The organism is Ulvibacterium sp., assembly GCF_028285715.1.
GTDB lineage: Bacteria > Bacteroidota > Bacteroidia > Flavobacteriales > Flavobacteriaceae > Ulvibacterium.
On record NZ_JANQOO010000016.1, the window covers coordinates 115,920 to 141,708 of the forward strand.

Consider the following 25,789-nt stretch of genomic DNA (forward strand, 5'->3'; position numbering starts at 1 on the left):
TACCATAAACTTAGGGACAAATCTATTTTTATTTTGCTTTTGGCAACCTCCTTTTTTATCAGGTTTCCCTTTTTCTTTAGGGACTACATAGATCGGGACGAAAGCACCTTTATTCTTATGGGCCAATCTTGGGTAGACGGCTATTTACCCTATGTGGAACTTTGGGATTTAAAACCGCCCGTTACCTACCTCTTTTTTGCCAGCAGCATCTATGTCTTTGGAAAAAGTTTTTTAGCCATCCGGTTTTTAGGAACCATACTTGTGGCCACTACGGCTTTTTTTACCTATAGGATCGGAAAGGAATTACATTCCATTAAACTGGGCCTTTGGGTGGCTATGGCCTGCATTGCGCTACAAAGTCTCTTTGGAAGTTTGCAGGGAGTAATGTCGGAACATATTTGTATGGCCTTTTTTATGCCGGGACTTTATCTACTCATAAAACAGAAAAAAGTACTGTGGACAGGTTTGGCGGGGATTTTCATGGGCCTTGCGATTATGGCAAAATTGAATATGGCCTATGCTGTGCTCCTGTTGGGAGCATACCTTACCTACCATTATATAAAGCAAAGGGAATTTGATAAAGGAATTCAATTCTCCTTTCTTTTTGGCAGTGGAATTATAATTATTATTCTATTAACGTTGTTGCCTTATTTCATTTCGGGCAATACGGAGGTTTGGTGGAAATCCGTTGTCCTTGCCCCATTGGAATACACGGATGCCAGGCGGTATTCCCTTGTTAAAATGGCACCCACATTTCTTCTCCTAGGTTTGTTCTTCTACTACCTATGGAAAAAGAAGCTTTTAGACTTTAGAAGCACAACGGTTCAAATTTTGGTAATTGCAATTTTGGGTGTACTTTTTTCCTTCTTCAAAGGTGGACGGATCAACAGCCATTATTTGATACAACTACATCCCATATTGATAATTCTAGTGGGTATGGCAATAAGTAAAATCCCAATATTCCAAAAATTCGATTATAGGCCTTATCTATTTTTTTTAATGTTGGTATTGCCTTTGGAAAGTTACTTTGAATACTATTCCATAGTAAAGAATAAAATGGAAAGAAATACTTACTTCAATGGTGAAGGATTTACCGTACCCCAGTACTTGGTCGGTGCAAATATGGACACACAGAACATTTTGTTTTTGGGCTATCATATTGGATATTGGATACTTGATGTAAAACCGCCCACAAAGGCGGCCACACACCCCAGTAATATCTGCAGGGACGAGTTATTTCGCTTTTATGACAACCCAAGGAGTTCTTCCTTACAGGAATTACAATATATATTGGAAGAAGTACAACCTAAGGTAATTGTTGTGCGAAAAAATAGATTGGTTTTTGATAAGAAGGAAGTAGAAGAAAACGAATATGTTGATGCCTATTTAGAGAAGTACTATACGGTTTTTGCAACAATTGATAAGGCCGAAATCCTTCAACGCCTACATTGACTCCAATATACCACGAAATCTATTCGCATATTTTTTTATGGTTTCCCGGTCAAAGCCCGGTTCTTCTTCAATTCTTCCTATTAAGGATACCCCTGTCTTATGAAGTATTATGTTTTCTGTATGCGGATTGGCATCACCGCTAAAAATTACCGAGACCTCATATCCCTTTTGTTGTAACCAACGGATGGTCAATAAGGAATGATTAATGCTTCCCAGATAGTGCCTGGAAACCACCACCACCTTGTAATTGGGCATAATGATATCCAAAATGGTATCTTCCTCATTTAAGGGAACCAGCAGACCTCCTGCTCCTTCGATAATCAGATGATTATCTGTTTCCGGCTCAACGATATGTTGCCTTTCAATGTGAATACCATCTATTTCAGCAGCCGCGTGGGGGCTCATGGGGGAAGTCAGTTCATAACTGCCTTTATGGATTACACTTTTAGTGTTGGAAATAAGTTCTTGTATTTTATGGCTATCCGTATAATCCAGTTCCCCGGCCTGGACCGGTTTCCAATAATCTGCCTCCAAGGCCTCCACAAGTATAGCCGAGGCAACAGTCTTTCCCACCTCGGTGGATATTCCGGTAACAAATATTCTCTGCATTCCTAAGGTTTTGTAATCATGCCACAATTTAGGCATTTGTACTTTCTTTTTTCAAAAAAAGGGAAGAGTTTATGGAAAAGGCTTTTTCGTTGATAATAGACTTCTGACTTTTGGGCCTTACAATTGGGGCAAACAACAGGGTTACCATTTTTATCCAAGGCGTAGGACCGAATTTCATCATAAATCGCCTTCGCCATTTCCTTATCCCTGCTGTAAACCTGAATCCGTACTCCACCAATGGCACTGCTGATCAACGGGTCGGAATTCAAGGTATTTTCATCCTTTAGAAAAACAGGAATACCCTCAGATTCCAGTTTGCCCTTTAAAACCTGGACATCCGCCGGATATTCAAAAGAAGCCAAAGTGTAAAATCTTTCACCCATAAACATTCAAATTATAGGAGAGTATTTCAAGAGATTTCTCGATTTCCTTTTTAGTATTAAAGCTATGCAAACAGAAACGCAAACGTTCCTTTCCCTTCGGAACGGTTGGGGAAAAAATTGGTTTTACGTCAAAGCCGACATCCTGGATGTTTTTGGCTATTGACCCAACTTGCCGATTTCCGGGCAGTATACAACTCTGAATGGCCGAATAACTTGGGATAAAAAAGGAATCAAGTCCTTTTAAATTTACCCTGCTCTTAAAATAAATAATATTCTCCTTGAGTCTTTCCCTAGAGTCGACTCCTTTTGAGGACATCAAATAGTGATACGCTTCAATAATCGTTGCTATGGAATGTGGTGGTAGCGCCGTTGTGTAAATGAAACTTCGTGCAAAATTCACCAAATAGTCCTTGAGTTCACCACTCCCTAAAATCGCTGCCCCATGACAACCCAAAGCCTTACCAAAGGTAATAATGCTGGCAAATACTTCCTTTTGAAGCCCTAACTCAACAACTTTACCTTTGCCCATTTCTCCAAAAACACCTATTGCATGCGCCTCATCCACGATGAGATTAAATCCGTTCTGGACACAAAAATTTGAGAGTTTTCTCAAATCGGGAGAGTCCCCGTCCATGGAAAAAACTGATTCGGTAACAATATAAATCTCTACTTCATCAGTAGTTCCATTGCATTTGGAAAGGCACCTATCCTTTAAATCTTCCAAGTCATTGTGCTTAAACTTATAGCTTTTGGCATTGCCCATTTTAATACCGTCCCGGATACTGGCATGGATCAATTCATCAAAAAAGACAAAATCGCCACGTTGCGGGACCGAACCAAAAAAACCTACATTGGCAGCGTACCCTGAACCAAAAACCAATGCGGAAGGCACTCCGAGAGATTCGGCCAAGGTTTCCTCCAACTCCTTATATAAACTGTGATTGCCCGAAAGTAGCCGCGATCCCGTAGCACCATTCGATGTTATGCCTCTTTTTTTTAGAAGCTTAAAAGCATTGGAAAAAATGGTTTTGCTCCGGGCAAAACCCAAATAATCATTAGAAGTAAAATCCATTAGATCCAAGGGTTCAACCAAGTTTCTGATAAAATTATCCTCCTTTCGTTTTGAGAGTTTCGCCTTTAATTTGAGGGGAAGTTTGGCCATATTCAAATTTACTACCTTTATTAAAACTTCTTGACATGGTCATCTACAAAAGGACGTCAATAGAAGATGAATTATTACAGATTTTAGAATTACAAAAGCGTAACCTATCGGAATCCTTATCAAGGCAAGAGAAGTATACGGAGGGCTTTGTAACGGTATCCCATTCTCTTGATCAATTAAGGAAGATGCACCAGGTCTGCCCCCATATCATCGCAAAGGACAAGGACAAGGACAAGGTAATCGGTTATGCCTTATGTATGCATCCTAGATTTGCAGAAATAATAGCCGTCTTAAGACCTATGTTCCAAGAAATTAAGACCGTGCTATCCGAAGGAGAAAAGTATATGGTTATGGGACAAATATGTATTGACAAGGCTTATCGGAAAAAAGGTGTTTTCAGAAAACTATACCAAACTATGAAATCAACTTTGTTTCCGGATTATCCCACTATCATCACTGAAGTAGACACCGAGAACCAACGCTCCCTTGAGGCACATTATGCAGTTGGTTTTAAAGATTTAAAAAAGTATCGTTCCGTTGATCAGGAATGGCAATTGATTTTGCTCAAATAAAATCCTTCTTTGTTATTCAACAGGTCCCTTAGGTTGAAAACAGTCTGATTTACTAATCCGCCAGAACAATTACCTTGTTATCCTTTATTTCAACGGTGCCACTAGTAATAGGAAGAACGGTCTTACCACTGGGGTCCTTGCTAAACTTATCTTTATAAAGCTCATCGATGACCACATTGCCATCAACTTTTACCTGCCCCTTTTGTAGCAATGAAACGATAGGTGCGTGGTCCTTTAACATTTGGAATTCACCGTTGATGCCCGGTACGGTTACAGACTCCACTTCTCCAGCGAACAGTGTAGCTTCAGGTGATACGATTTCTAAATACATACGGTCTAAATCTCAAATTAAATATCAAATTCCATGTTGGAATTTGGCATTTATCGGACAAAGCCCGATTTATGCCTCGGCCAGCATTTTCTCACCTGCTTCAATAGCTTCTTCTATGGTGCCTTTGAGGTTAAAGGCCGATTCCGGTAAATGGTCCAATTCACCGTCCATAATCATATTAAAACCTTTTATGGTATCCTTTATATCTACCAAAACCCCAGGTGTACCTGTAAACTGTTCCGCTACATGGAATGGTTGTGACAAGAAACGTTGTACACGCCTTGCCCTACCCACTGCAAGTTTATCCTCTTCGGAAAGCTCTTCCATACCCAAAATAGCAATGATATCCTGAAGTTCCTTGTAACGTTGAAGCAACTCTTTTACCCTTTGGGCACAAGCGTAATGATCTTTTCCTAAAATTTCCGGGGTCAGAATCCTCGAGGTGGAATCCAAGGGATCCACCGCCGGATAGATTCCAAGTTCAGCAATTTTACGGGACAATACCGTTGTTGCATCCAAGTGGGCAAATGTTGTTGCAGGAGCGGGATCCGTTAAGTCATCCGCGGGTACATATACCGCTTGTACTGAAGTAATGGAACCTCTTTTAGTAGAAGTAATCCTTTCCTGCATGGCCCCCATTTCCGTGGCCAAAGTAGGCTGGTAACCTACCGCAGAAGGCATACGTCCCAATAGGGCGGACACCTCCGAACCGGCTTGGGTAAATCGGAAGATATTATCAACGAAGAAAAGCACATCTTTTCCTTGGCCTTCCCCTGCGCCATCACGAAAATACTCGGCAATGGTCAATCCTGAAAGGGCAACACGGGCACGGGCACCCGGAGGTTCGTTCATTTGGCCAAAAACGAAAGTAGCCTTGGATTCCTTCATAGCCTTTTTATCGACCTTGGACAAATCCCATCCTCCTTCTTCCATGGAATGCAAAAAGTCATCCCCATATTTTATAATACCGGATTCCAACATTTCGCGAAGCAAGTCATTTCCTTCTCTAGTCCGTTCCCCAACCCCTGCAAATACAGATAGACCACCATGTCCTTTGGCTATGTTGTTGATCAATTCCTGAATCAATACCGTTTTTCCAACCCCAGCACCGCCGAATAATCCAATTTTACCACCTTTGGCATAAGGTTCTATCAAATCGATTACCTTGATTCCAGTAAAAAGAACCTCGGTAGAGGTGGAAAGGTCCTCAAATTTTGGAGCTTCACGGTGAATCGGCAAACCATTATCCCCTTCTTTGGGCAAATCCCCGATTCCATCAATGGCATCCCCGATTACATTGAACAAACGTCCATAAACCTCCTCACCTATAGGCATCTGAATGGCATTTCCAGTAGCCAGTACTTCCGTTCCCCTGCTTAAACCATCCGTAGAATCCATGGATATGGACCTTACGGTATTTTCCCCAATATGGGATTGCACTTCCAAAACCAATGTTGACCCATCTTCCCTAGTAATTTCTAAAGAATCATAAATCTTGGGGAGATCCAATCCCGATTCAAATTCAACATCCACTACCGGACCTATTATCTGAGAAACTTTACCTGTAATTTTTGACATTACTTTTGTATTTAAGCTATTAAGGTTAGGAACTGTGCTAGAAAGCCTTAGTTTTTTCGGCTGCAAAGATATGGTATTCCGTCTTAATTGGAAACTTCTTTTTGCTGTTTTTTGACCAAAAAAAGGGTGCCCAATGAACACCCTTCTTCAGTTCTTTTTATAGGCTTGTGCTATGGATTTATCGTCCACGAAAGGTAATAAATTGATCCTACGAGACCAGAGCCCACAATGGTAAAATATTCGTCCGCCAAAAGGTTGGACCCCCCAAGCTTAAAGACTGATTTTATCTTTGGCACGGCATAATTGATTTGAGCATCCAAAACTGTGTAGGCCGGTATATCCCCATCGGCAAAAGAAGCCTGCCAGAAAAATGCATCACTCCATCTGTAATTGACATTAAACCCAAAGTTTTTGAATAACTCTTCGTTTCCGAAAGATGCCTTCACCTTATGCTTCGGCGTATTAAAACCAGGTCTAAAATCCGGGTCGGAAGCCTCATCAAAGTCAAAATCCGCAAAAGTGTAGTTCACTCCCAAATCAAAATTACCGAGAATCCTTGTGTTCACACCCAAGGTAGCACCATATGAGTTTACGTCTGCCGTGGAATTGGTATAGGCCTGAAATTCCTGACTATCCCCATTTCTTATTTCCGCGGCGGCGGCTTGCAAGTTGGTTTCATCCTTGGAAAATGTCACAATAACCCTTTCGGTGGCAATGAAGTCCTGAAAGGTATTATAATATCCGCTTAAATCTATGGTGAACTTTCCAATCTGCCCGCGATACCCCATTTCAAAGGCAGAAACTTGTTCTGGCTTTATGGGATCGGGATTACCTACTTCCAGCAAGTCGGCATTCGCAAAATTGGAAGCTCTAAAGGCATCTACCGAACTTTTTGAAAAAGAGTTTTCATAGGTATCCCTTGGCACAAAAACCCCTGTATTTCCTGTATTGTTATTGGTGACCGAAAACGTTCGTTTTTCCAGGTTGTCCGGTGCTGAACCCACCAATATAACATTGCCTAGATCCAATCCAATAAACAGGTCCTGGGTGGTAGGGTTTCGAAAGCCTGTTTGAAAAGAGGCCCGGAAGTTATGATTTCTTTTAGATCCCGCAGTATAGGCCAATGAAGCCCTCGGCGAAAGGAAACCATCAAAAAACTCGTTCTTATCATATCGAATGGAACCTGTAAACTTTAGTCTTTCGTCCAAAAATTGTTTTTGGATTTGCGTGTATAAACCAAATTCCTGATACGGAATGGATCCATCCAAATCCGTAAAAATGGTTCCTTGCGAATTGAGCACGTATTCCCTAAAAGACCCTCCTATTTGTATATCGGCAAAATCCTTGGTCAAATGACTAAAATTATAGTTTGCATCGATATGGCTTAGCTTTGTGTTATCTATAAAGCGGGACCCCGTAGCCAAATCCCCGTCCGAAATTACAGCATTAAAGGCACTTTGGAATTCGGGAGTTCCCGGAATCAATCTTCCCGTATCCGCTGCTTGTCTAGCTGTAGCATGAGCTGCTTCATCATCAAGTAATACCCCGGTTCCTATGCCTAATTTGGCTCCTGCAAAAGCAGCCACATAATCCCCGAACCACTGGGCATTGGATTTCCATATATTGTTAACGTTTATTCCCGTAAAACGCATATCGTAGGAGTTACCCGCATTTTCAGATGTGATATAGCCCCTTAGGAAAAAATTGTTGTTTTTGAATTCCAGCTTGTGCTGTTGCAAAATAAAATCATCAATATAGTACCTACTGGCCCCATGAAAGATGGTAGAACCGCGACCTATTCTACCATTATATATAATCTCGAAATCATCACCGAAAGGTCTGTAATGAACCGCTCCATCGAACTTGACACTCTGGGCGCCGTAATCGGTCAAATCCCGTTCTGAATAACCCGTCCTGGAGACCACCGCCGAACCCAAGGTGCCGGAGGGAAATCCCGTGGCAGCATCAAAATCAATGGGTATGGCAACCTCATCGCCAAACACGTTCAATCCGTTATAGGCAGGATTACTTCGATCCGCTCCGGGAATACTTAAATCTTCTTCATTTACTGCGAACCAGTCCGTACCTTCTAAAATGGAGAAATTGGCCTTTACCGCAAATCTTTCGTTAAATGCATGGGCTACCCTTATCCCAATATCGTAGTACGAATTGTTTCCAGCCGCTTCCTGGGAGGTCAACCCGGTTTTGCCATAAACGCTTATCCCTTGAAAGTCAAATGGACTCTTGCTTCTCATAAATAGAATACCATTGAAAGCATTGGCCCCATATAATGCGGAAGAAGCCCCTGGTAAAATCTCCACACTTTGTACATCCAACTCGTTCATTCCTACCAGATTTCCCAAAGCAAAATTCAATGCTGGGGAAGAGTTATCCATACCATCGACCAATTGTACGAACCTAGAATTATCAACTGCAGCAAAACCTCTGGTATTCAAGGATTGAAAAGTTAAACTACTAGCATTGATATCCACACCCTTTAAATTCTCAAGTCCACCATAAAAGGAGGCTGATGACGCATTTTTAATATCCCTTATCCCAAAACGTTCGACGGATACCGGGGATTCGAAAATACGCTCTGGAGTTCTGGAAGCAGAGATGACCACCTCATCCAAAAAGGTCTGGGTCTCCGAAAGTACAATAGTCAATGTTTGATTATTTTCCGTAACATTTGCAGCCCCATCAGAATACCCTATACTTGTAATTCTTAACTGAAAAGGGGGGACTTCCGATGTTTCCAACGTAAAAACCCCATCAAAATCAGCGACTGTCCCTATGGTCTTATCCACAATGACCACATTGGCTCCCGGAATGGGTTGGTCGTTCTCATCTACTACTTTTCCATTTACCGTTGTTTGCGCAAAACCAACCGTCACAAGCATCAGCATGGATAACAATAGTGTTGTTCTCATGTTAACTTTGGGTTAAATTAGTTCGTAGGGCAAGATACAGATTTTTAGAAAGGAACAATCATAAAACGGAAAAAATTATGCATGCATAGTATAATAATTGTAAAAAAACATCTTTAAAAATAGGAAATCAATAATCGCCAAAGAAAAAGGCCACGAAAGTTGTCCGTGGCCTTTTTTGAATCTTCCTTTGCAAATCCATCATTCAACGGTAACGGATTTCGCCAAGTTACGGGGCTGATCTACGTTGCAGTCTCGCATTACGGCTATATGGTAGGACAAAAGCTGTAAGGGTACCGTGGTCAAGAGCGGTGTTAGGCTTTCCAATGTTTCAGGAATCTCCACTACATGATCTGCCAATTCCGTCACTTGTTCGTCGCCTTCGGTAACGATAGCGATAATCATCCCTTTTCTTGACTTTATTTCTTGAATATTACTTACCACTTTTTCATAATGCCCCTTATTTGTAGCAATTACTATAACAGGCATTTGCTCATCAATCAAGGCTATAGGGCCGTGTTTCATTTCGGCGGCAGGATAACCCTCGGCATGTATATAGCTTATTTCCTTTAATTTCAACGCTCCTTCAAGCGCTACAGGAAAGTTATACCCCCTACCCAAGTACAAGCAATTACCGGATTCCTTGTACACATCCGCAATGATTTCGATTAACGGATTGGATTCCAATGCTATTTGCACTTTTGCAGGAATGTTTTCCAACTCTGTTAGATATTCATGGAATTTCGATTCTGAAAACTCCCCCTTTTCCTTGCCCAATTTAAGGGCCATTAACGTTAGGATTGTAATTTGTGTCGTAAAGGCTTTGGTCGATGCAACGCCTATTTCAGGTCCGGCATGCGTATAAGCGCCTGCGTCGGTTTCCCTGGCAATGGAAGACCCCACGACGTTGCACACTCCAAAGACAAAAGCGCCCTTTTCCTTGGCCAGTTTTATTGCGGCCAACGTATCTGCCGTCTCCCCGGACTGTGATATGGCAATAAGTACATCCTTATCGGTAATTATCGGATTCCTGTATCGAAACTCCGATGCATATTCAACTTCCACAGGGATTCTAGCCAAATCCTCAAAAATATATTCCGCCACTAACCCGGCATGCCAAGATGTTCCGCAAGCCACGATAATAATCCTATCGGCATTGACAAATTTTTCGAGATGCTGATCTATTCCTGCCATACGGATTATGCCCTGATCAGCAAGAAGTCTTCCCCTGTAGGTATCCAATATGGCGTGAGGCTGCTCGTAAATCTCTTTCAACATAAAGTGATCATAGCCTCCCTTTTCAATTTGCTCCAAGTTCAGCTGTAGTTCCAAGATTTTGGGATAAGCTATGGCATCATCCTTGATTTTGCGTAGTTTGATCTCCTTTCCCAGGCGAACGATAGCCATCTCCTGATCCTCCAAGTACACGGCGTTATTGGTAAACTCTATAAAGGGAGAGGCATCCGAGGCAATAAAAAACTCATTTTCCCCAATTCCGATGGCTAAAGGACTTCCCAATTTAGCCACTACAATTTCATCTGGTTTTTGTTTATCGAAAACAGCTATAGCGTATGCCCCAACCACCTGATTCAGTGCAATTTGAACAGCTTGTCCCAATTTTACCCCTTCAGTCTTCTTTACTTCCTCTATAAGATTAACCAAAACTTCGGTGTCCGTATCCGATTTAAAGGAATATCCCCTTTTGGTCAACTCCTTTTTAATGGACTCGTAGTTCTCGATAATCCCGTTGTGAATAATCACTAAATCACCTGAGTTGGAATAGTGGGGATGGGAATTGACATCGTTTGGCACCCCATGTGTAGCCCAACGTGTATGGCCTACCCCTAGATTCCCAATTAAGGAAATGCTATTTTCAGCCTTATTTTTAAGGTCCTCGACCTTACCTTTGGTCTTGGAAAGATTTATGGAAGTACCATCGTATAATGCAATTCCCGCACTATCATAGCCCCTATATTCCAGCCGTTGTAAGCCCTTTACAATAATGGGGTATGCATCCCGGTGTCCTATGTAACCAACTATTCCACACATAATAAAAAGGTATTAATAAGATGATTTTGAGTATAATGCAAATCTAATACGATGTCATTAAACTTCACCACTTTTTGGATGTAAAACGTATAATCTCTTTATGTGGTATAGGAAGGAAGAAAATATTGCCTTATAAAATCCAAATTATACTCTGCGGCCAACTTCTTAACATCAATTGGTTTCCGTATAAAAAATCTCAAGTTTCAATTTCTTATCCTCATTCTCCGGGCCAACATTACTACCAAAAAGCACTGTTCCCAAAGGGCTTAGGGTAGAAACAAATGGCAAATCCCTTTCTTCATCGGTCAGCATGGCATTTCGTGTTGCGCTAGATCTAATATCTGTAGTTATGGTAAGTGCCAAAGTTGCATTGGTGGAATCTCGGATTACCAAATCATTAATATAATCGGTAATCTTTAATTTATACCTGGATCCCTTTTCGTTCGATTCCACGATTAATCTTCCATCATAACTTTCATTTACGGCAGCTACTAAAATCTGCCCTGTTCTGGAATCGATAAGTCTCTGAGCTCCTGACAAGTATACCGGAATATTGGTTTCGGCGTTATATAGATATAGCCGGGGAGGTTCTGCAGCATCCCCAGCGGCATCCAAGGTTTGGCGATCTAAATAAAAAATGAGATTGGCCTCATTGATAATCCAATTGTTGGCCTTTATCTGGTTTAAGACTTCTTCACCGTTTTCCTCCTCAAAAAGATTTATTTCCGCAAAAGATCCCGAACCTCCTTTTAAATAAATCCTCGAAGCATTTTCCGAAACATCCAAGGCGTCTGTTATTTGAGGAGGGAAGGCGTCATTTATAAATGTATTGACCGCATTGCCATTAATTCCTCCAGCATCCAATCGCGTAATCAGATCAATCGAATAGGTGCTTTCCCTTACTTCAACAATATCATCCGAAACATCATCCGCGGTCCCATTTACATCTACGGCATCATATTCGTACACAATATCCAAGCTTACATTAGGGTTGGTAAGATCCAAAAGGACCATAGCATCATCCGAAATAGAGGATATTGAAAAATGAAGCCCCCTTAAAAATTCGTTGAAGTTAGGTTGACTCAATAATTCAGAACCTCCTTCCTTATCCAAAATATTTTCCTGGAAGAAATCAGAATCCAAAGAAATCCGTATCCCTGGATCTAAACGACTGAATTGCTCTGACTCGTCCACATCCTCGGTAGTTGGGTCGTCTTCCAAAGGAACCAATATATGTTCATTACTTACGGTAATTTCACCCTCAAATAGGACATCGGACACAAAAGTTGGCGAGAACCTTTGTGTGGAAAAGTATTCTTGGGCTTCCTGAAAGTTGGTGTTGGGATCTAAATCACGCAAGAAGAAGGTAGAACGTTCTATCTTCAAATTAAAGGACAATGGGGTTTCATCATCAAATAGTTGGCCATTGACATAAATACTATCCAGTTCGAACTTTTTCGGAAATTGGTTGGCTATAGTGGAATCATCCTCCCCATCATTTATGTCATCCCCATCCGTATCCACATTTAAGGGGTCTGTTCCATTCGCCCTTTCCTGGTTGTCATTGACTCCGTCACCATCCGAATCACTATTGGGATCATCCGGGTCGACATCAAATTCATCGTCCACACCATCCAAGTCCCGATCTCGCTGCTCATCTCCTGCCCTTAAATAAGGTATATACAAAATAACTTCCTTTACGGTTTCATTTTCGGGTATCTGGGTAGGGAATGAACTATCTGGGTTGTCCTCCGTATCCTGATCAAGAATACCAAAAGTGGGATTGGTGTTGGGAAGTATGAGTTGAGTAGTTATGCGTGCCTCGGTCTTACCGTAAATTGGGTCATTGAAAATCCCTAGTTGGTACAAGGGAAGTTTGTTGGTACGTACTGCCTCTATTTTTTTGTTAAATGCAAAGACATCATAAACCGCCTTATCCGTAGTAAAGGGCTCACCTCCAATAACGCTGGCACCTATGGTGGTAAGGTCTTCCTCGCAAGAAAAGAAAAGTACCACAAGCAAAGTCCCTGCAAAGGCAGAAAATTTAAATCTTCTCAAAAAAGTCATTTAGGATTACTTTAGAACTTGTGTGTTATAAAAATTATCGTATGCTTCTTCAAATTCTTGCAAGGAAACATAAGGCAACACGGGCTTTTGAAGGTTGGAAATGTAATTCTGTAAATCTTCTGGAATTTCTTCCGCGGCTAAAATAACGGCATCCGAATAATCTACCGCCACTTTTAACAAATTATTATAGTTGGGGCTTTCCAAAGCATTGATATGGTCCTCAGGTACACCATCAAAGGTGATTTTCTTCTTCATTCCCCCGTCCAACTCACCTTCGAAACTGCTGCCATAGACCGATGTCACTATTTTGCTATCTGCAAATAATGGCTCATCGGCATAGTACTCCCTTAGATAAAGTGGCAACAAAGAAGCCATCCAACCATGTACATGAATAATGTCCGGGGACCAATTTAGCTTCTTGACCGTTTCGACTACCCCTTTGGCGAAGAAGATAGCTCGTTGGTCATTGTCTGGAAAAAGGTTGCCGTCCTCATCGGTAAAGGTAGATTTTCGCTTGAAATATTCATCATTGTCAATAAAATATACTTGTATCCTTTCTCGCGGAATGGAAGCTACCTTTATAATCAATGGCATGTCCATGTCGTTGATGACCAAGTTCATACCGGATAATCGTATTACTTCGTGCAATTGATGCCTACGCTCGTTGATGTTGCCGTATCTCGGCATGAAAATCCGTATTTGGCCACCTTTGCTATTGACCATCCTTGGCGCTTCGTAAGACATTAGGGAAACTTCGTTCTCTGGTAGGTAAGGGACTAATTCTGAAGATACGAACAATATCTTTTTACCATTCATAAAAGTTGTATTTTATTTATCGGACAAGCGTAGCTGCAAAATTACAAAAATTATGCAGATTAGCTGTAATTATAGTAAGTTTGCTGGCCTTTAGCGTAAAGTCAATGCTAGTATTAAAAACTGAAAAAGAGCTCAAATCACATCTTTCATCCTTGGGTGATGGAAAGTCTCTTGGGCTTGTCCCGACCATGGGAGCTTTGCATCATGGCCACACATCATTGGTCCAAAGAGCGATTTCCGAAAACGACACTACCATCGTAAGTATTTTTATTAACCCTACCCAGTTCAACAATCAGGAAGATCTAAAAAAATATCCTCAAAGCATAACGAAGGATATCCATATTTTGGAAAAACTTTCTGGTAAAGTTATTGTCTTTGCTCCCTCCGTTGAGGAAATGTATCCACAAGGGGTAACCTCCACGGCATATCGATTTGATGGTTTGGACAAAGTAATGGAAGGGGCTTTTAGGGAAGGCCATTTTGATGGCGTAGGTACTGTAGTAGAAACCTTGTTGAGATTAGTAAATCCCCATAAGGCCTATTTCGGAGAAAAAGACTTCCAACAGTTGCAAATTGTAAAACGGCTAGTTCAAATAAAGGATATCCCTGTAGACATCATAGGCTGCCCTATTGTCAGGGAACCCAATGGACTCGCGATGAGTTCACGGAATGAAAGGCTCTCCCCGGCACTTCGAAAGGAAGCGGGTATTATCTACAAAACACTAGAGACTGCCAAAAGGAAATTTGGCACGGAAAGTGCTAAATCTATTATGGACTGGGCAAAAAATAAGTTTAAAGGTCATCCAAATTTGGAGTTGGAATATATTGTAATAGCGGATGAGAAAACTTTGATGCCCCTTAAAGGAAAAAAAGATAATAAAAAATACAGGGCATTTATGGCCGTTTATGCCGGCACGGTTCGGCTTATAGATAACATAGCCCTGAATTAACTAACTTTGTCGTATGCAAATAGAAGTCGTGAAATCCAAGATTCATCGGGTAAAGGTCACTGGTGCAGACCTTAACTACATTGGTAGCATTACCATAGATGAGGATCTTATGGACGCCGCAAACATTATACGCGGCGAAAAGGTGCAGATTGTCAACAATAACAATGGGGAACGCTTGGAAACCTACGCCATTCCGGGACCAAGGGGTAGTGGCGAACTTACCTTGAACGGTGCCGCGGCACGAAAAGTTGCTGTGGGGGATATTTTGATATTGATCACTTATGCCTGGATGGACCAAGAAGAAGCCAAAAACTTTAACCCGGCATTGATTTTTCCCAATGAGGCGAACAACCTGTTGAACTGATCTTGAACGGAAAGCTTAAGAAAATACTAAAAACCATACTCCCGATATCTTTGGGAGTTTTTTTGGTCTGGTATTCCTACGCCAGCACTTCCCCTGAAGACCGAGAACAGATTATCCTACATATAAAGGAAGCTGATATGTTCTGGGTAAGCCTCTCCATATTCATTGGCATTGTAAGTCATGTATCCAGGGCAATACGCTGGAACTATTTGCTGGAGCCCTTGGGATATAAACCGAGAATCATCAACAATGTTTTTATTATCCTAATTTCCTACTTTGCCAATTTGTTGGTTATACGTTCCGGCGAAATATTACGGGCTACGGCCCTGAATACGTATGAAGATGTTCCCTTTGAAAAGGGCTTCGGCACCATAGTCACCGAACGGATTATCGATGTGATCATGTTGCTTTTGGTAATACTAATCGCATTTTTGTTCCAAGCCGAAATAATTTTAGGTATTCTCGAAGAAAATGGAATAGGACTGGTAGGCTCAATCGGCTTAATCGTAGCCGGTGTCCTAGGGCTTATTATCTCCATAAGGATTATCAGAAAATCCACCTCTGCCTTTGCCATGAAAATCAAGGCCTTTTTGAAAGGTCTTTTGGATGGAATCCTGAGTATTTTTAAAATGAAGCGGAAAGGAGGATTTGTATTTCATACCCTGCTAATATGGGGTTGTTATATTGGTATGTTCTGGGTCATAAAATTTACGGTGCCCGAAACTGAAAATCTTACTTTGGGAGCTCTTTTAGTAGCCTTTGTGGCAGGTGCCTTTGCGATGGCAACGACCAACGGTGGCTTGGGCCTTTTCCCTATTGTTGTGACCGCTGCTTTATCCTTTTTCGGAATAAGCAAGACCTCCGGGGACGCTTATGGATGGATCATGTGGACGGCACAAAACCTTATGATAGTGATTTTTGGTGCAATATCTTTTCTGGTATTACCGTTATGGAACAGAAACCGGTAACCTGTTCTACGGACCAAAAAACACCTTATGCAACGTTTTATCCTTACGCTTACCCTTCTAATATGCCTCGGTGCCAACGCCCAAGTGACCAAAGAGATTTTCGAATCTTTTAAGCTCCAGGAAAGAAGGGATGTCTCCTACTATTTCCCCGAAAATCTTTCGGAAGAAAAAAAATATCCACTTATTGTGGTATTGGATGGGGATTATTTATTTGACCAGGTGGTCGCCATCGCAAAATTCTACAGTACTTTCCAAGGAATGCCTGAATCCATTGTTGTTGGCATCCATCAAAGCAAGGATGACTTGCGCTGGGAAGATTGTGCTTTTGAGGAAATTAGCGGGCTCCCCTCCGAAAAAGGCAAAAAGTTTTTTGAATTCCTTGGCATGGAGCTTATTCCCTATTTGGACCTTAATTATAATACGGCCCCATTTAAAATGATCGTTGGTTATGATATTACGGCAAATTTTCAAAATTATTGGCTTTTTAAGGAAAACTCATTGTTCAATGCCTATATAAGTATCTCGCCTTCTTTGGCTCCTGAAATGGAAACTAGGGTTCCGGAACGCCTAAACACCATAAAGCAGAAGATATTTTATCATCTTATCGTTGAAGGAAAAACAGATGAAGCTATTCTCCAAATGGATAGGGCACTTAAGGTCATAGACAAGGAATCCTTTCACTATTTCTTTTATCAATATCCCGAGGCTAATGAAGTTTCCATAGCCACCTATGGACTCGGAAAGGCATGGGATCGGACCTTTGACATATTCAAACCGATAAGCCCACAAGAGTATAAGGAAAAAATATTGACATCGGACGAACCGGTTTTCCAATACCTGGAAGACAAATACACCATGATAGAAGATCTCTTCGGATTTCGCAAGGCCGTTGAGCTCAATGACGTTATGGCAATTTATGCGGGCACACGTAAGAAAGAAGACCTCGAGTCCTTAAAATCCCTATCGGATCTTTGTAAAAAAGAATTCCCCGATACTATGTTGGGCTTTTATTTTGAAGGCGAATATTACGAACAATTGGGAGAACCCAAAAAAGCCTTGCGCACTTTTGAAAAAGCTTTTGGTATGGACGAAATCGACTTTCTCACCAAAGAAATGGCCCTGGAGAAAATCGATGCCCTCAAAGCGGATTTTGGATATTAAAAGAGCCAACATTTTCTACTAGTATCTGGCTTGAGTACAACTTTTTGGCGACTATCCTAATTTATCCCATTAAATTCCTACACGATCCTGAGTTTAGGTTTATAAAAACAGCCGTTTTCAAACTTCTTGCTACCTTTGAGGTCAATCTAAACTTGTTTGGATGGCCAAAACAAAAACTGCCTACTTCTGTCAAAATTGTGGAGCCCAATACGCCAAATGGGTAGGGCAATGTACCTCTTGCAAGCAATGGAATACCGTGGTGGAGGAAGTTGTTCAAAAAGAGGAGAAAAGTGGTTGGAAAACGAGTAATAATCTTGCAAAAAAAATTGCCAAACCTTTACGGGTCAGTGAAATAAATACAGCTCGTGAGCTTCGCTTAGATGTATATGACCAAGAATTCAATAGGGTATTGGGAGGTGGGCTGGTACCTGGTTCCATGGTACTTTTAGGAGGAGAGCCTGGAGTGGGCAAAAGTACTTTATTATTACAAATTGCCTTGAGACTACCCTACAAAACCCTCTATGTTTCCGGCGAGGAAAGCCAGAAACAAATAAAGATGCGCGCGGATCGTATCTTTCCCGATACCGAGAATTGCTTTATCCTAACAGAGACCAAAACCCAGCACATTTTTCAGCAAATCGAAACGCTGGAACCGGATATTGTGGTCATAGATTCTATACAGACCTTGCATTCGGATTACATTGAATCGGCCGCCGGAAGCATTTCACAAATTCGCGAATGCACCGCTGAACTCATCAAATTTGCCAAGGAAACAAATACCCCTGTTGTTCTTATAGGCCATATTACCAAGGACGGCTCCATAGCAGGCCCCAAGATCTTGGAACATATGGTGGACACCGTGCTCCAATTTGAAGGTGACCGAAATTATGTGTATCGGATTTTGCGGTCTTTAAAAAATAGGTTTGGATCCACGGCAGAACTCGGCATTTACGAAATGCAGGGAAACGGACTTAGGGAGGTGAACAATCCATCTGAAATCCTGATCTCAAAAAACGACGATGGACTTAGTGGTACGGCCATTGCCTCTACCGTGGAGGGAATGCGACCCTTACTTATTGAAATCCAGGCCCTGGTAAGTACCGCCGTCTATGGTACGCCCCAACGTTCCACCACGGGCTACAATACAAAACGCTTAAATATGCTTTTGGCGGTACTTGAGAAACGTGCCGGTTTTAAATTGGGGGCCAAGGATGTCTTTCTAAATATTACCGGAGGTATTTCCGTAGACGATCCGGCCATAGATTTGGCCGTAATTGCAGCTATTCTTTCCAGCAATATTGACGTCCCTATTGAAAAAGGTATCTGTTTTGCGGCAGAAATCGGTTTAGCTGGGGAAATACGGCCGGTACAACGTGTGGAACAGCGTATTTTGGAAGCCGAAAAACTGGGTTTTTCCACCATTTACGTTTCCAAACGGAATAAAATTGGCCTACAAAACACCCAAATTGAAATTCAGTTGGTTTCCAAAATTGAAGATGTAATACGTCGATTATTTGGATGATCTATGGTGCGGGATTAGGAATCGCATTATGGATTTCCTCAATACCTTCAAGAACCGCATCGCTCAGCTCCACGTCAATGCTGGCTATATTCTCTTGCAATTGCCGCATGGAAGTGGCTCCTATGATATTACTGGTCAAAAAAGGTCTCGTGTTTACAAAAGCCAAGGCCATTTGGGCCATGGATAGGTCGTTGTCCTGAGCCAATTTGTGGTATCTTTCCGTGGCTCCTACCGCTGTTTCACCACTATACCGCTTATAATTGGGGAAAAGGGTAATCCTTGAGGTTGCCGGTTGCATACCCCCCAAATACTTTCCACTCAACGTACCGAAACCTAGAGGGGAATAGGCCAACAAACCTATTTTCTCACGATGTGACACCTCCGCATTGCCTACTTCAAACAGACGGTTCAATAGACTATACGGGTTTTGTATGGTAATCATTCTGGGGAGGCTTGGGTGCACCTTACTTTCTTCCAAGTAACGCATAACACCCCAGGGCGTTTCATTGGAAAGTCCTACATGGCGAATTTTTCCTTCACGTATCAAATCGCGCAAAGTTTCCAAAACCTGATGGATATTGTCCTTCCAATGATCGGTCACGTCATATGCGTACCCTCTTTGGCCAAAAAAGTTGGTATTTCGATCAGGCCAATGCAATTGGTAGAGGTCTATGTAATCGGTCTGCAAACGTTGCAAACTGCCTTCTACCGCCTGTGTGATGGACTGTCTCGTAAATCCAGTGGTTCGAATGAACTTCGTAAATTCCGCTTTTCCGGCAATTTTGCTGGCCAAAATAATCTTATCCCGGTTCCCGGACCTTTTGAACCATGTTCCTATGATTTTCTCGGTATCCGCATACCGGTCGGCATGTGGAGGTACCGGATATAATTCGGCCGTATCAAAAAAGTTAACACCCTCATTAAACGCATAGTCCATTTGTTCATGTCCTTCGGCCTCCGTATTCTGTTTGCCCCAGGTCATGGTTCCCAAACAAATTTTACTGACTTCAATATCGGTGTGCGGTAAAGTAGTATATTTCATCCTAAGCTTGGCGGTTTTTTAAAAGCCCAAATTTACAAATTAAAATGCCTTTGCCCTTTAACTCGGCATCAATTTTCCAACTCCACAAGAATGGGGCAGTGATCACTGTGTTTTGCTTCGGACAGAATTACGGAACGTTTCAAGCGATTCCCTAATGGCTCACTTACCAGACCATAATCCAATCGCCACCCTTTGTTGTTGTTCCTGGCATTGGCGCGATAACTCCACCAGGTATAATTATGGGGTTCTTTGTTAAAATAACGGAAACTATCTATAAATCCATTGTCCATAAAATTGCCGATCCATTCTCTTTCGACCGGCAAAAATCCGGATACATTTTTGTTTCGTACAGGATCATGGATATCTATGGCACGATGACAGATGTTATAGTCCCCTAGTATTATTAAATTCGGATATTCTTTTTTTAACCCGTTGATATACTCCTGAAAATCGGCCATATATTTTAACTTATGTTCCAACCGGGCCAAATTGGTTCCGGAAGGAAGATATAAGCTCATGATAGAGACTCCATTGTAGTCGGCCCTTAGATTTCTTCCCTCGTTATCCATATAGTCTATTCCCGTACCAAATTCCACATGATCCGGTCTTTGTTTGGACAAAATGGCCACCCCGCTATACCCCTTCTTTTGGGCACTGAACCAATAGTTATAGGAATATCCGGCCTTTTCAAAGAGTTCCAGGTCCAATTGATCTTCTTGGGCCTTTATTTCCTGTAGACAGACCACATCGGGGTCTACAGTGCCCAACCAATCCAAAAAACCTTTGTTCAGAGCGGCCCGGATACCGTTTACGTTGTATGAAACTATCTTCATTCATGAAATATTTGGGCCGAAATTAAGGAATGTTATAGGAAATACATAGTGCTATTGCCACCATTACGACCGAAAGGGCATTTTTGGAACGCGATTTGATTTACTTTCAATATCCTTTAGTTTTGACCTATGAAAAATGTATTCCTCTCCTTCCTGTTCCTAAGTGTTTGTAACTTGAATGCCCAAGCCTATCCTCCATTGGGCAACGAACACGAAATAAAGTTTAACATAGGGCTTTTTTTGGTCACTGCCACAGCCGAAGGTTCTTATGAATATTTCCTTAATGAGGACATCAGTATAGGGGGCACGTTGTATTTTGATGGTGATGCCGAGGATTACAACGGTAATTTTGGCATAGGCCCAAATTTTAGGGCCTATTTTGGTTTTGGGCCAAGAAGTGGGTTTTTTGCCGAGGCCTTTGGGCTGTATTATACCGGTGAGGATGAAGTGAATTCGGATACTTTGGGCATCCGCAACAATGATTATAGTACTTTGGCCCTCGGTTTTGGCATTGGCAATAAGTGGGTTACCCGAAGTCAGCGTTTTAGTTTGGAAATAAGCGGAGGTTTAGGGAGAAACATAAATCCGGAGGATTTTCAGGATTCTTTCATGTATAGGGCGGGTCTATCGGTTGGATTTCGATTTTAATCCCTAATTTTAAACCTTGATTCATAATGAATGAAGGTATCCTTTCTATTTCCCGTGCTTTTATGTTTTCCATTTTTGGTTGGGTCACAGGAACCGACCCAAAAAGACAGTGTGACCCGTTTGGACGAGGTAGTCCTTACGGACAGTGTGCGAATTAAAAATGCCATTGGAATTGTTCCCTCCCGTGTTATTGGCCCCGAAGTCTTCCAAAATTATAGTCCCATCGACGCGGTTTCGGCCATTAACCAAATCCCGGGGGTCTATATTCTTTCCGGAGCCTTGAATACCAACCGGATAACCATCCGAGGCGTAGGTGCACGGACCCCGTTCGGCACGGACAAATTACGCCTGTATTATAACGATATCCCGGTTACCAATGGTACAGGCTTTTCCACCATTGAGGCATTCGATCTTGAAAATCTTGCCGCCATTGAGGTCATAAAAGGCCCAAAAGGAGTCGCTTTTGGAACCAATTTGGGTGGGGCAATAATCCTTGACTCAAGGGAACGAAAGGAAGAATCCACCGAATTCCGCAACAATTTCACCGTAGGTTCCTATGCACTCCTTAAAAACAATCTTTCTTTTCTTCATAAGGAAGGAAAACTATCCCTAGGATTTCACTACGGCCATATGGAGACAGATGGCTATCGGGAAAACAATAGGTTTGAACGGGATGGTTTTCTCTTGAACACTTCTGTGAAAATTAGTAGAAAAAATACCATTTCACTACTAGTAAACCATATTGACTACACGGCACAGATCCCGAGCTCCCTTAGTCAAACGGCTTTTGATGAGGATCCTACCCAAGCCGCCTTTACCTGGGCCGCATCTCAAGGTTTTGAAACCAACAATTATACCCTGTTGGGCTTGTCCTTGAATCATAAATTTTCGGACAAGTTAGAAAACAATACGAGCGTTTTTTACACCTATTTGGACCACTTTGAACCCAGACCATTCAATATTTTAGATGAGTTTACCAATGGCTATGGTTTTCGGACACGATTTTCGGGAAGCTTCGATCTGGGAGGGCAAAATGCCCAATATACCTTTGGTGGTGAATTGTATAAGGACGAATACCATTGGGGTACTTTTGAGAACCTGTATCAAGAGAATAATGGTAACGGAAGTCTCCAAGGTGATAGACTGAGTGATAACAGAGAGTTCCGAAGGCAATTCAATGGGTTTGGTGCCTTGACAATTCCATTGGGAAATAGATTTATAGCCCAGGCGGGCCTAAACATTAATAAGACCAACTACGATTTTCGGGACCTATTCAATTCAGGGGCTCAAAATAGGAGCGCGGAACGTGATTTTAAGGTTATCGTAATGCCCAGCCTTAATCTAGATTATGCCTTTGCCTCAGGACAAAAGCTTTATGCCAATATAAGTAGGGGGTTTTCCAATCCCAGTTTAGAGGAAACATTGACCCCGGACGGTGTCATTAATCCCGATATCGCCCAAGAAACTGGAACAAACTATGAAGCGGGGGCCTTTGTGGCCTTTGCAAACAAAAAACTCACTATTGATGCCGCCCTGTATCGCATGGATATTAAAAATTTATTGGTCGCCCAAAGAGTGGGGGATGACCAGTTTGTGGGCAGGAACGCCGGCCAAACCAAACATCAGGGATTGGATATGGAAGTAAATTATGACTGGGACATTTCCGAAAAACTGCGCATTTCCCCTTTTATCAATTACACTTTTAGCGACCATAGTTTTGTGGACTTTGTAGATGGGGACGACGACTTTTCGGGAAATCCTTTGACAGGGGTACCCAAGCATCGTATCAATTCTGGTTTAAGACTACAATGGGGCCCTGGATTCTACTGGAACACCACCCATCAGTTTGTGGATGAAATTTCACTGAGGGATGAAAATACAGTATACAGTGATAGCTTCAATGTCTTTAATTCAAGATTGGGATATCGTACCACGCTTCTCCAAAAATTGACCCTTGGGCTGGATTTTGGGATGAATAACATCGCAAATACAAAATATGCCCAATCCGTTTTGATCAATGCCGGTAGTTTTGGTGGCAACGAACCGCGCTATTTTTACCCTGGGAATGACCGGAATGTGTACGGCAGCATTCGAGTTAGTTATTTCCTGTGATATAAATACGATTTCAAATCCATCAAGAAACTGCCCAAAAGTCTTAGTACACTCAAAATCTGACAACCGACAATTTTCGTATCCGGCCAATTGAATTGGCCCCGAAAATGAATACTTCCAATTTCTAAAGTATATCTCTTTTAATATTTGCGAAGCGGTATTTAATACTCTTGGATTTTGGGAATACGCTCTATTTATAAAAAATTTATATATTTGCACAATCGATTGTGCAAATTTTCGACCACAAATAGAAATTATGACCATAAAGGAATTGGCACAGGAACTCAATATGTCCACAACCACGGTTTCCCGTGTCTTGACCGGTCAAGAAAAAAAATACCGCATCAGTCCAAAAACTGCCTTAAGAGTAAGGGATGGGGCAAGGAAGCACAAATTTGAACCCAATCAAATTGCCCGTAATCTACGTCTTCAGGAAACCAATACCATAGGGCTAATTATCCCGGATATCAGTAATCCCTTTTTTGCCAACCTCGCCCGAACGGTAGAAATAGAACTCCGAAGAAGGGACAAAATGATCCTATTATGCGATACCAAGGATGAGACGAGCTTGGAGAAGGAGTCCCTGCATCTTCTTTTGGGCAGAAAAGTAGACGGTCTCTTGGTGGCGCCCGTAGGCAAAAAATATGACCATTTTATCAAGGATTCCAAAGTTCCTGTAGTGCTGATAGACCGTTATTTCAAGGACCAAACTATTCCCTTTGTTACTACGGACAACTACCAAGGCGCATATTCCGCAACGAAATTCTTGATCCAAAAGGGGCATCAAAATATTACCTGCATCCAAGGGCTAGGGCACACCTCGGTAAATGAAAATAGAATTCTTGGGTATCGAAAAGCAATGGAAGACCACAAAATATCGAATTTCATTCGGATTTCCGGTGCTGGCTATAGCATCCAAAATGGCTATGAGTCTACACGGGAGCTATTGCAAAAAAGGAATCGCCCTACGGCAATCTTCGCATTGAACAACCAAATTGCATTGGGGGCAATGAAAGCGGTTAAAGAGGCCGGTTTGCATATTCCGGGAGATGTTTCGCTTATTGCCTTTGATGAACAACCCTATTTTGAATTGTTATCCCCGGCCCTTACGGCCATACAACAACCCATGCAGGACATTGGCAAAGTGGCTGTGGAAACCTTGTTTAAGCTTATGACCGGTGAAACCGTAAAAAACCAAATGCTAAAACCCAATTTCATAGAGCGCGAATCCGTAAAATCAATAGAGTCATGAAAACCAAACTATTTTATTGTTTCCTTTTTCTATTATGGGGTCCGGTGATTTTTTCCCAGACCAAAATTATTTTTGATACTGATTTTGGAGGCGATGCGGATGATCTGGGAGCCCTGGCCATGCTCAATCATTTTCAAAACAAAGGTGAAATCGACCTTCTAGCGGTCATGTGTTGGAATGTGGAAAAGTATGCCGTAAGTGCTATTGACGCTGTAAACACCCATTATGGCAATCCGGATATCCCCATTGGGTTAAGAAAGGACAATCCCCATGAAACACCTTGGAACCATAGCAAGGTTATTGCGGACAACCTAAAACATGATGTTACCTATAACAACGCTCCGGATGCTACCGAGCTATATCGGAAATTGCTGGGTGGAAGCGAAGACCAGAGTATTGTACTAATTACCGTAGGGCCTTTGATGAACATTAAAAGACTGATCGACTCAAAGCCCGATGCTTTCTCCCCTCTTGCCGGCTCGGAATTGATTCACGCCAAAGTAAGGGAATTTGTAATCATGGGCGGTAATTTCCCAACAAGTAAGGATGAATGGAATTTTAACGGGGATATGCCCGGTGTTACAAAGTATGTGTTGGAAAACCTCAACTTGCCCATAACCTTTTCCGGTGCCGAACTGGGTTCCAAGATAAGAACGGGCGAGGTGTTCAATGACCTTCCCAAGGACTCCCCGCTTTACCTGGGCTTCTTCCATTTCAGTAAATATGCCCCTTGGATGAATCATTTATTCATGGGAAGGATCATTGACAATGCCACATTTGATCAAACCGCAGTTTTGTATGCGGTCCGGAATGGTTTGGGAGACTACTGGCACAAAGTTTCTGACGGCATTTGCATAGCGGATGAAGCCGGCGGCAATATCTGGAAGTCAGCAACAAATTCCAATCACTCCTATCTAGTACTTGATAAGGACATCCCTCAAATGGAAAAAGAACTTGAAGCCTTTATGCTAGGGAATTTCTAAAAACCACT

At 42.0% G+C, this 25,789-nt stretch carries 22 protein-coding genes; 11 read left to right on the top strand and 11 right to left on the bottom strand.

Annotated elements, in window-relative coordinates; genetic code table 11:
- Nucleotides 1–33: 33 nt before the first annotated feature.
- A complete protein-coding gene (locus Q0993_RS06695) occupies nt 34–1,452 on the top strand; it encodes a glycosyltransferase family 39 protein (RefSeq protein ID WP_299531030.1) in 1,419 nt (472 codons plus the stop codon).
- Here the strand turns inward: Q0993_RS06695 and bioD are convergent.
- Genes bioD through Q0993_RS06710 form a run of 3 tightly spaced genes read right to left on the bottom strand, consistent with a single transcriptional unit; the run spans nt 1,444 to nt 3,606 of the window.
- Nucleotides 1,444–2,061: a dethiobiotin synthase gene (gene bioD / locus Q0993_RS06700; protein WP_299531033.1), complete on the bottom strand. Its 618-nt coding sequence runs from the start codon at nt 2,059–2,061 to the stop codon at nt 1,444–1,446. The genes Q0993_RS06695 and bioD overlap by 9 nt on opposite strands.
- 2 nt (nt 2,062–2,063) lie before the next feature.
- Nucleotides 2,064–2,444 (bottom strand): DUF2007 domain-containing protein, encoded by a 381-nt coding sequence (locus tag Q0993_RS06705; protein WP_299531036.1) that lies wholly within the window; start codon nt 2,442–2,444, stop codon nt 2,064–2,066.
- On the bottom strand, nt 2,437–3,606 hold the full coding sequence (locus tag Q0993_RS06710; RefSeq protein ID WP_299531039.1) for a pyridoxal phosphate-dependent aminotransferase family protein: 1,170 nt from the start codon (nt 3,604–3,606) through the stop codon (nt 2,437–2,439). Before Q0993_RS06710 ends, Q0993_RS06705 begins: the two co-directional genes overlap by 8 nt.
- A 35-nt stretch (nt 3,607–3,641) precedes the next feature.
- Here Q0993_RS06710 and Q0993_RS06715 point away from each other — a divergent pair, with 35 nt between their 5' ends.
- Entirely contained in the window at nt 3,642–4,178 is a 537-nt protein-coding gene (locus tag Q0993_RS06715) for a GNAT family N-acetyltransferase (protein WP_299531042.1), read from the top strand.
- 52 nt (nt 4,179–4,230) lie between these two features.
- Here Q0993_RS06715 and Q0993_RS06720 read toward each other — a convergent pair whose 3' ends face one another.
- The 6 genes from Q0993_RS06720 to Q0993_RS06745 all read right to left on the bottom strand — a co-directional run bounded on the left by Q0993_RS06720 (nt 4,231) and on the right by Q0993_RS06745 (nt 13,946).
- Nucleotides 4,231–4,509 carry a F0F1 ATP synthase subunit epsilon gene (locus Q0993_RS06720; RefSeq protein ID WP_299531045.1) on the bottom strand — a complete coding sequence of 93 codons (279 nt, stop codon included), beginning with the start codon at nt 4,507–4,509 and terminating at the stop codon, nt 4,231–4,233.
- Between the two features lie 69 nt (nt 4,510–4,578).
- The gene (atpD, locus tag Q0993_RS06725) at nt 4,579–6,087 is read right to left on the bottom strand and encodes a F0F1 ATP synthase subunit beta (RefSeq protein WP_299531048.1); all 1,509 of its coding nucleotides are present in this window, start codon (nt 6,085–6,087) and stop codon (nt 4,579–4,581) included.
- Nucleotides 6,088–6,257: 170 nt separating this feature from the next.
- On the bottom strand, nt 6,258–9,017 hold the full coding sequence (locus Q0993_RS06730; RefSeq protein WP_299531050.1) for a TonB-dependent receptor: 2,760 nt from the start codon (nt 9,015–9,017) through the stop codon (nt 6,258–6,260).
- Nucleotides 9,018–9,215: 198 nt separating this feature from the next.
- On the bottom strand, nt 9,216–11,063 hold the full coding sequence (gene glmS / locus Q0993_RS06735; protein WP_299531052.1) for a glutamine--fructose-6-phosphate transaminase (isomerizing): 1,848 nt from the start codon (nt 11,061–11,063) through the stop codon (nt 9,216–9,218).
- A 171-nt stretch (nt 11,064–11,234) separates the two neighbouring features.
- Nucleotides 11,235–13,130 (bottom strand): DUF4270 family protein, encoded by a 1,896-nt coding sequence (locus Q0993_RS06740; protein WP_299531054.1) that lies wholly within the window; start codon nt 13,128–13,130, stop codon nt 11,235–11,237.
- 6 nt (nt 13,131–13,136) lie between these two features.
- Nucleotides 13,137–13,946, bottom strand: coding sequence for a glycogen/starch synthase (locus Q0993_RS06745; RefSeq protein WP_299531056.1), 810 nt, complete (start codon nt 13,944–13,946; stop codon nt 13,137–13,139).
- Nucleotides 13,947–14,050: 104 nt separating this feature from the next.
- On the opposite strand from Q0993_RS06745, the gene panC reads away from it, so the two are divergent.
- The 5 genes from panC to radA all read left to right on the top strand — a co-directional run bounded on the left by panC (nt 14,051) and on the right by radA (nt 18,911).
- On the top strand, nt 14,051–14,896 hold the full coding sequence (panC, locus tag Q0993_RS06750; RefSeq protein ID WP_299531058.1) for a pantoate--beta-alanine ligase: 846 nt from the start codon (nt 14,051–14,053) through the stop codon (nt 14,894–14,896).
- Between the two features lie 13 nt (nt 14,897–14,909).
- Nucleotides 14,910–15,260: an aspartate 1-decarboxylase gene (panD, locus tag Q0993_RS06755; protein ID WP_299531060.1), complete on the top strand. Its 351-nt coding sequence runs from the start codon at nt 14,910–14,912 to the stop codon at nt 15,258–15,260.
- A gap of 2 nt (nt 15,261–15,262) precedes the next feature.
- A complete protein-coding gene (locus Q0993_RS06760; RefSeq protein ID WP_299531063.1) occupies nt 15,263–16,228 on the top strand; it encodes a lysylphosphatidylglycerol synthase transmembrane domain-containing protein in 966 nt (321 codons plus the stop codon).
- Between the two features lie 27 nt (nt 16,229–16,255).
- The gene (locus Q0993_RS06765) at nt 16,256–17,389 is read left to right on the top strand and encodes an alpha/beta hydrolase-fold protein (RefSeq protein ID WP_299531065.1); all 1,134 of its coding nucleotides are present in this window, start codon (nt 16,256–16,258) and stop codon (nt 17,387–17,389) included.
- 160 nt (nt 17,390–17,549) lie between these two features.
- Nucleotides 17,550–18,911 carry a DNA repair protein RadA gene (gene radA / locus Q0993_RS06770; RefSeq protein WP_299531068.1) on the top strand — a complete coding sequence of 454 codons (1,362 nt, stop codon included), beginning with the start codon at nt 17,550–17,552 and terminating at the stop codon, nt 18,909–18,911.
- A 1-nt stretch (nt 18,912) separates the two neighbouring features.
- Here radA and Q0993_RS06775 read toward each other — a convergent pair whose 3' ends face one another.
- Nucleotides 18,913–19,953 carry an NADP(H)-dependent aldo-keto reductase gene (locus Q0993_RS06775; protein ID WP_299531070.1) on the bottom strand — a complete coding sequence of 347 codons (1,041 nt, stop codon included), beginning with the start codon at nt 19,951–19,953 and terminating at the stop codon, nt 18,913–18,915.
- Between the two features lie 68 nt (nt 19,954–20,021).
- A complete protein-coding gene (locus Q0993_RS06780) occupies nt 20,022–20,786 on the bottom strand; it encodes an exodeoxyribonuclease III (protein WP_299531073.1) in 765 nt (254 codons plus the stop codon).
- Nucleotides 20,787–20,915: 129 nt separating this feature from the next.
- On the opposite strand from Q0993_RS06780, the gene Q0993_RS06785 reads away from it, so the two are divergent.
- The 4 genes from Q0993_RS06785 (at nt 20,916) to Q0993_RS06800 (ending at nt 25,781) form a co-directional block, all read left to right on the top strand.
- Nucleotides 20,916–21,434: a hypothetical protein gene (locus Q0993_RS06785; RefSeq protein WP_299531075.1), complete on the top strand. Its 519-nt coding sequence runs from the start codon at nt 20,916–20,918 to the stop codon at nt 21,432–21,434.
- A gap of 30 nt (nt 21,435–21,464) precedes the next feature.
- The gene (locus tag Q0993_RS06790; protein WP_299531077.1) at nt 21,465–23,546 is read left to right on the top strand and encodes a TonB-dependent receptor; all 2,082 of its coding nucleotides are present in this window, start codon (nt 21,465–21,467) and stop codon (nt 23,544–23,546) included.
- 256 nt (nt 23,547–23,802) lie between these two features.
- Complete coding sequence (locus tag Q0993_RS06795; RefSeq protein ID WP_299531079.1) at nt 23,803–24,798, top strand: LacI family DNA-binding transcriptional regulator; 996 nt, start codon at nt 23,803–23,805, stop codon at nt 24,796–24,798.
- Nucleotides 24,795–25,781, top strand: coding sequence for a nucleoside hydrolase (locus Q0993_RS06800; protein WP_299531081.1), 987 nt, complete (start codon nt 24,795–24,797; stop codon nt 25,779–25,781). The genes Q0993_RS06795 and Q0993_RS06800 overlap by 4 nt, the downstream gene beginning before the upstream one ends.
- Nucleotides 25,782–25,789: the final 8 nt, after the last annotated feature.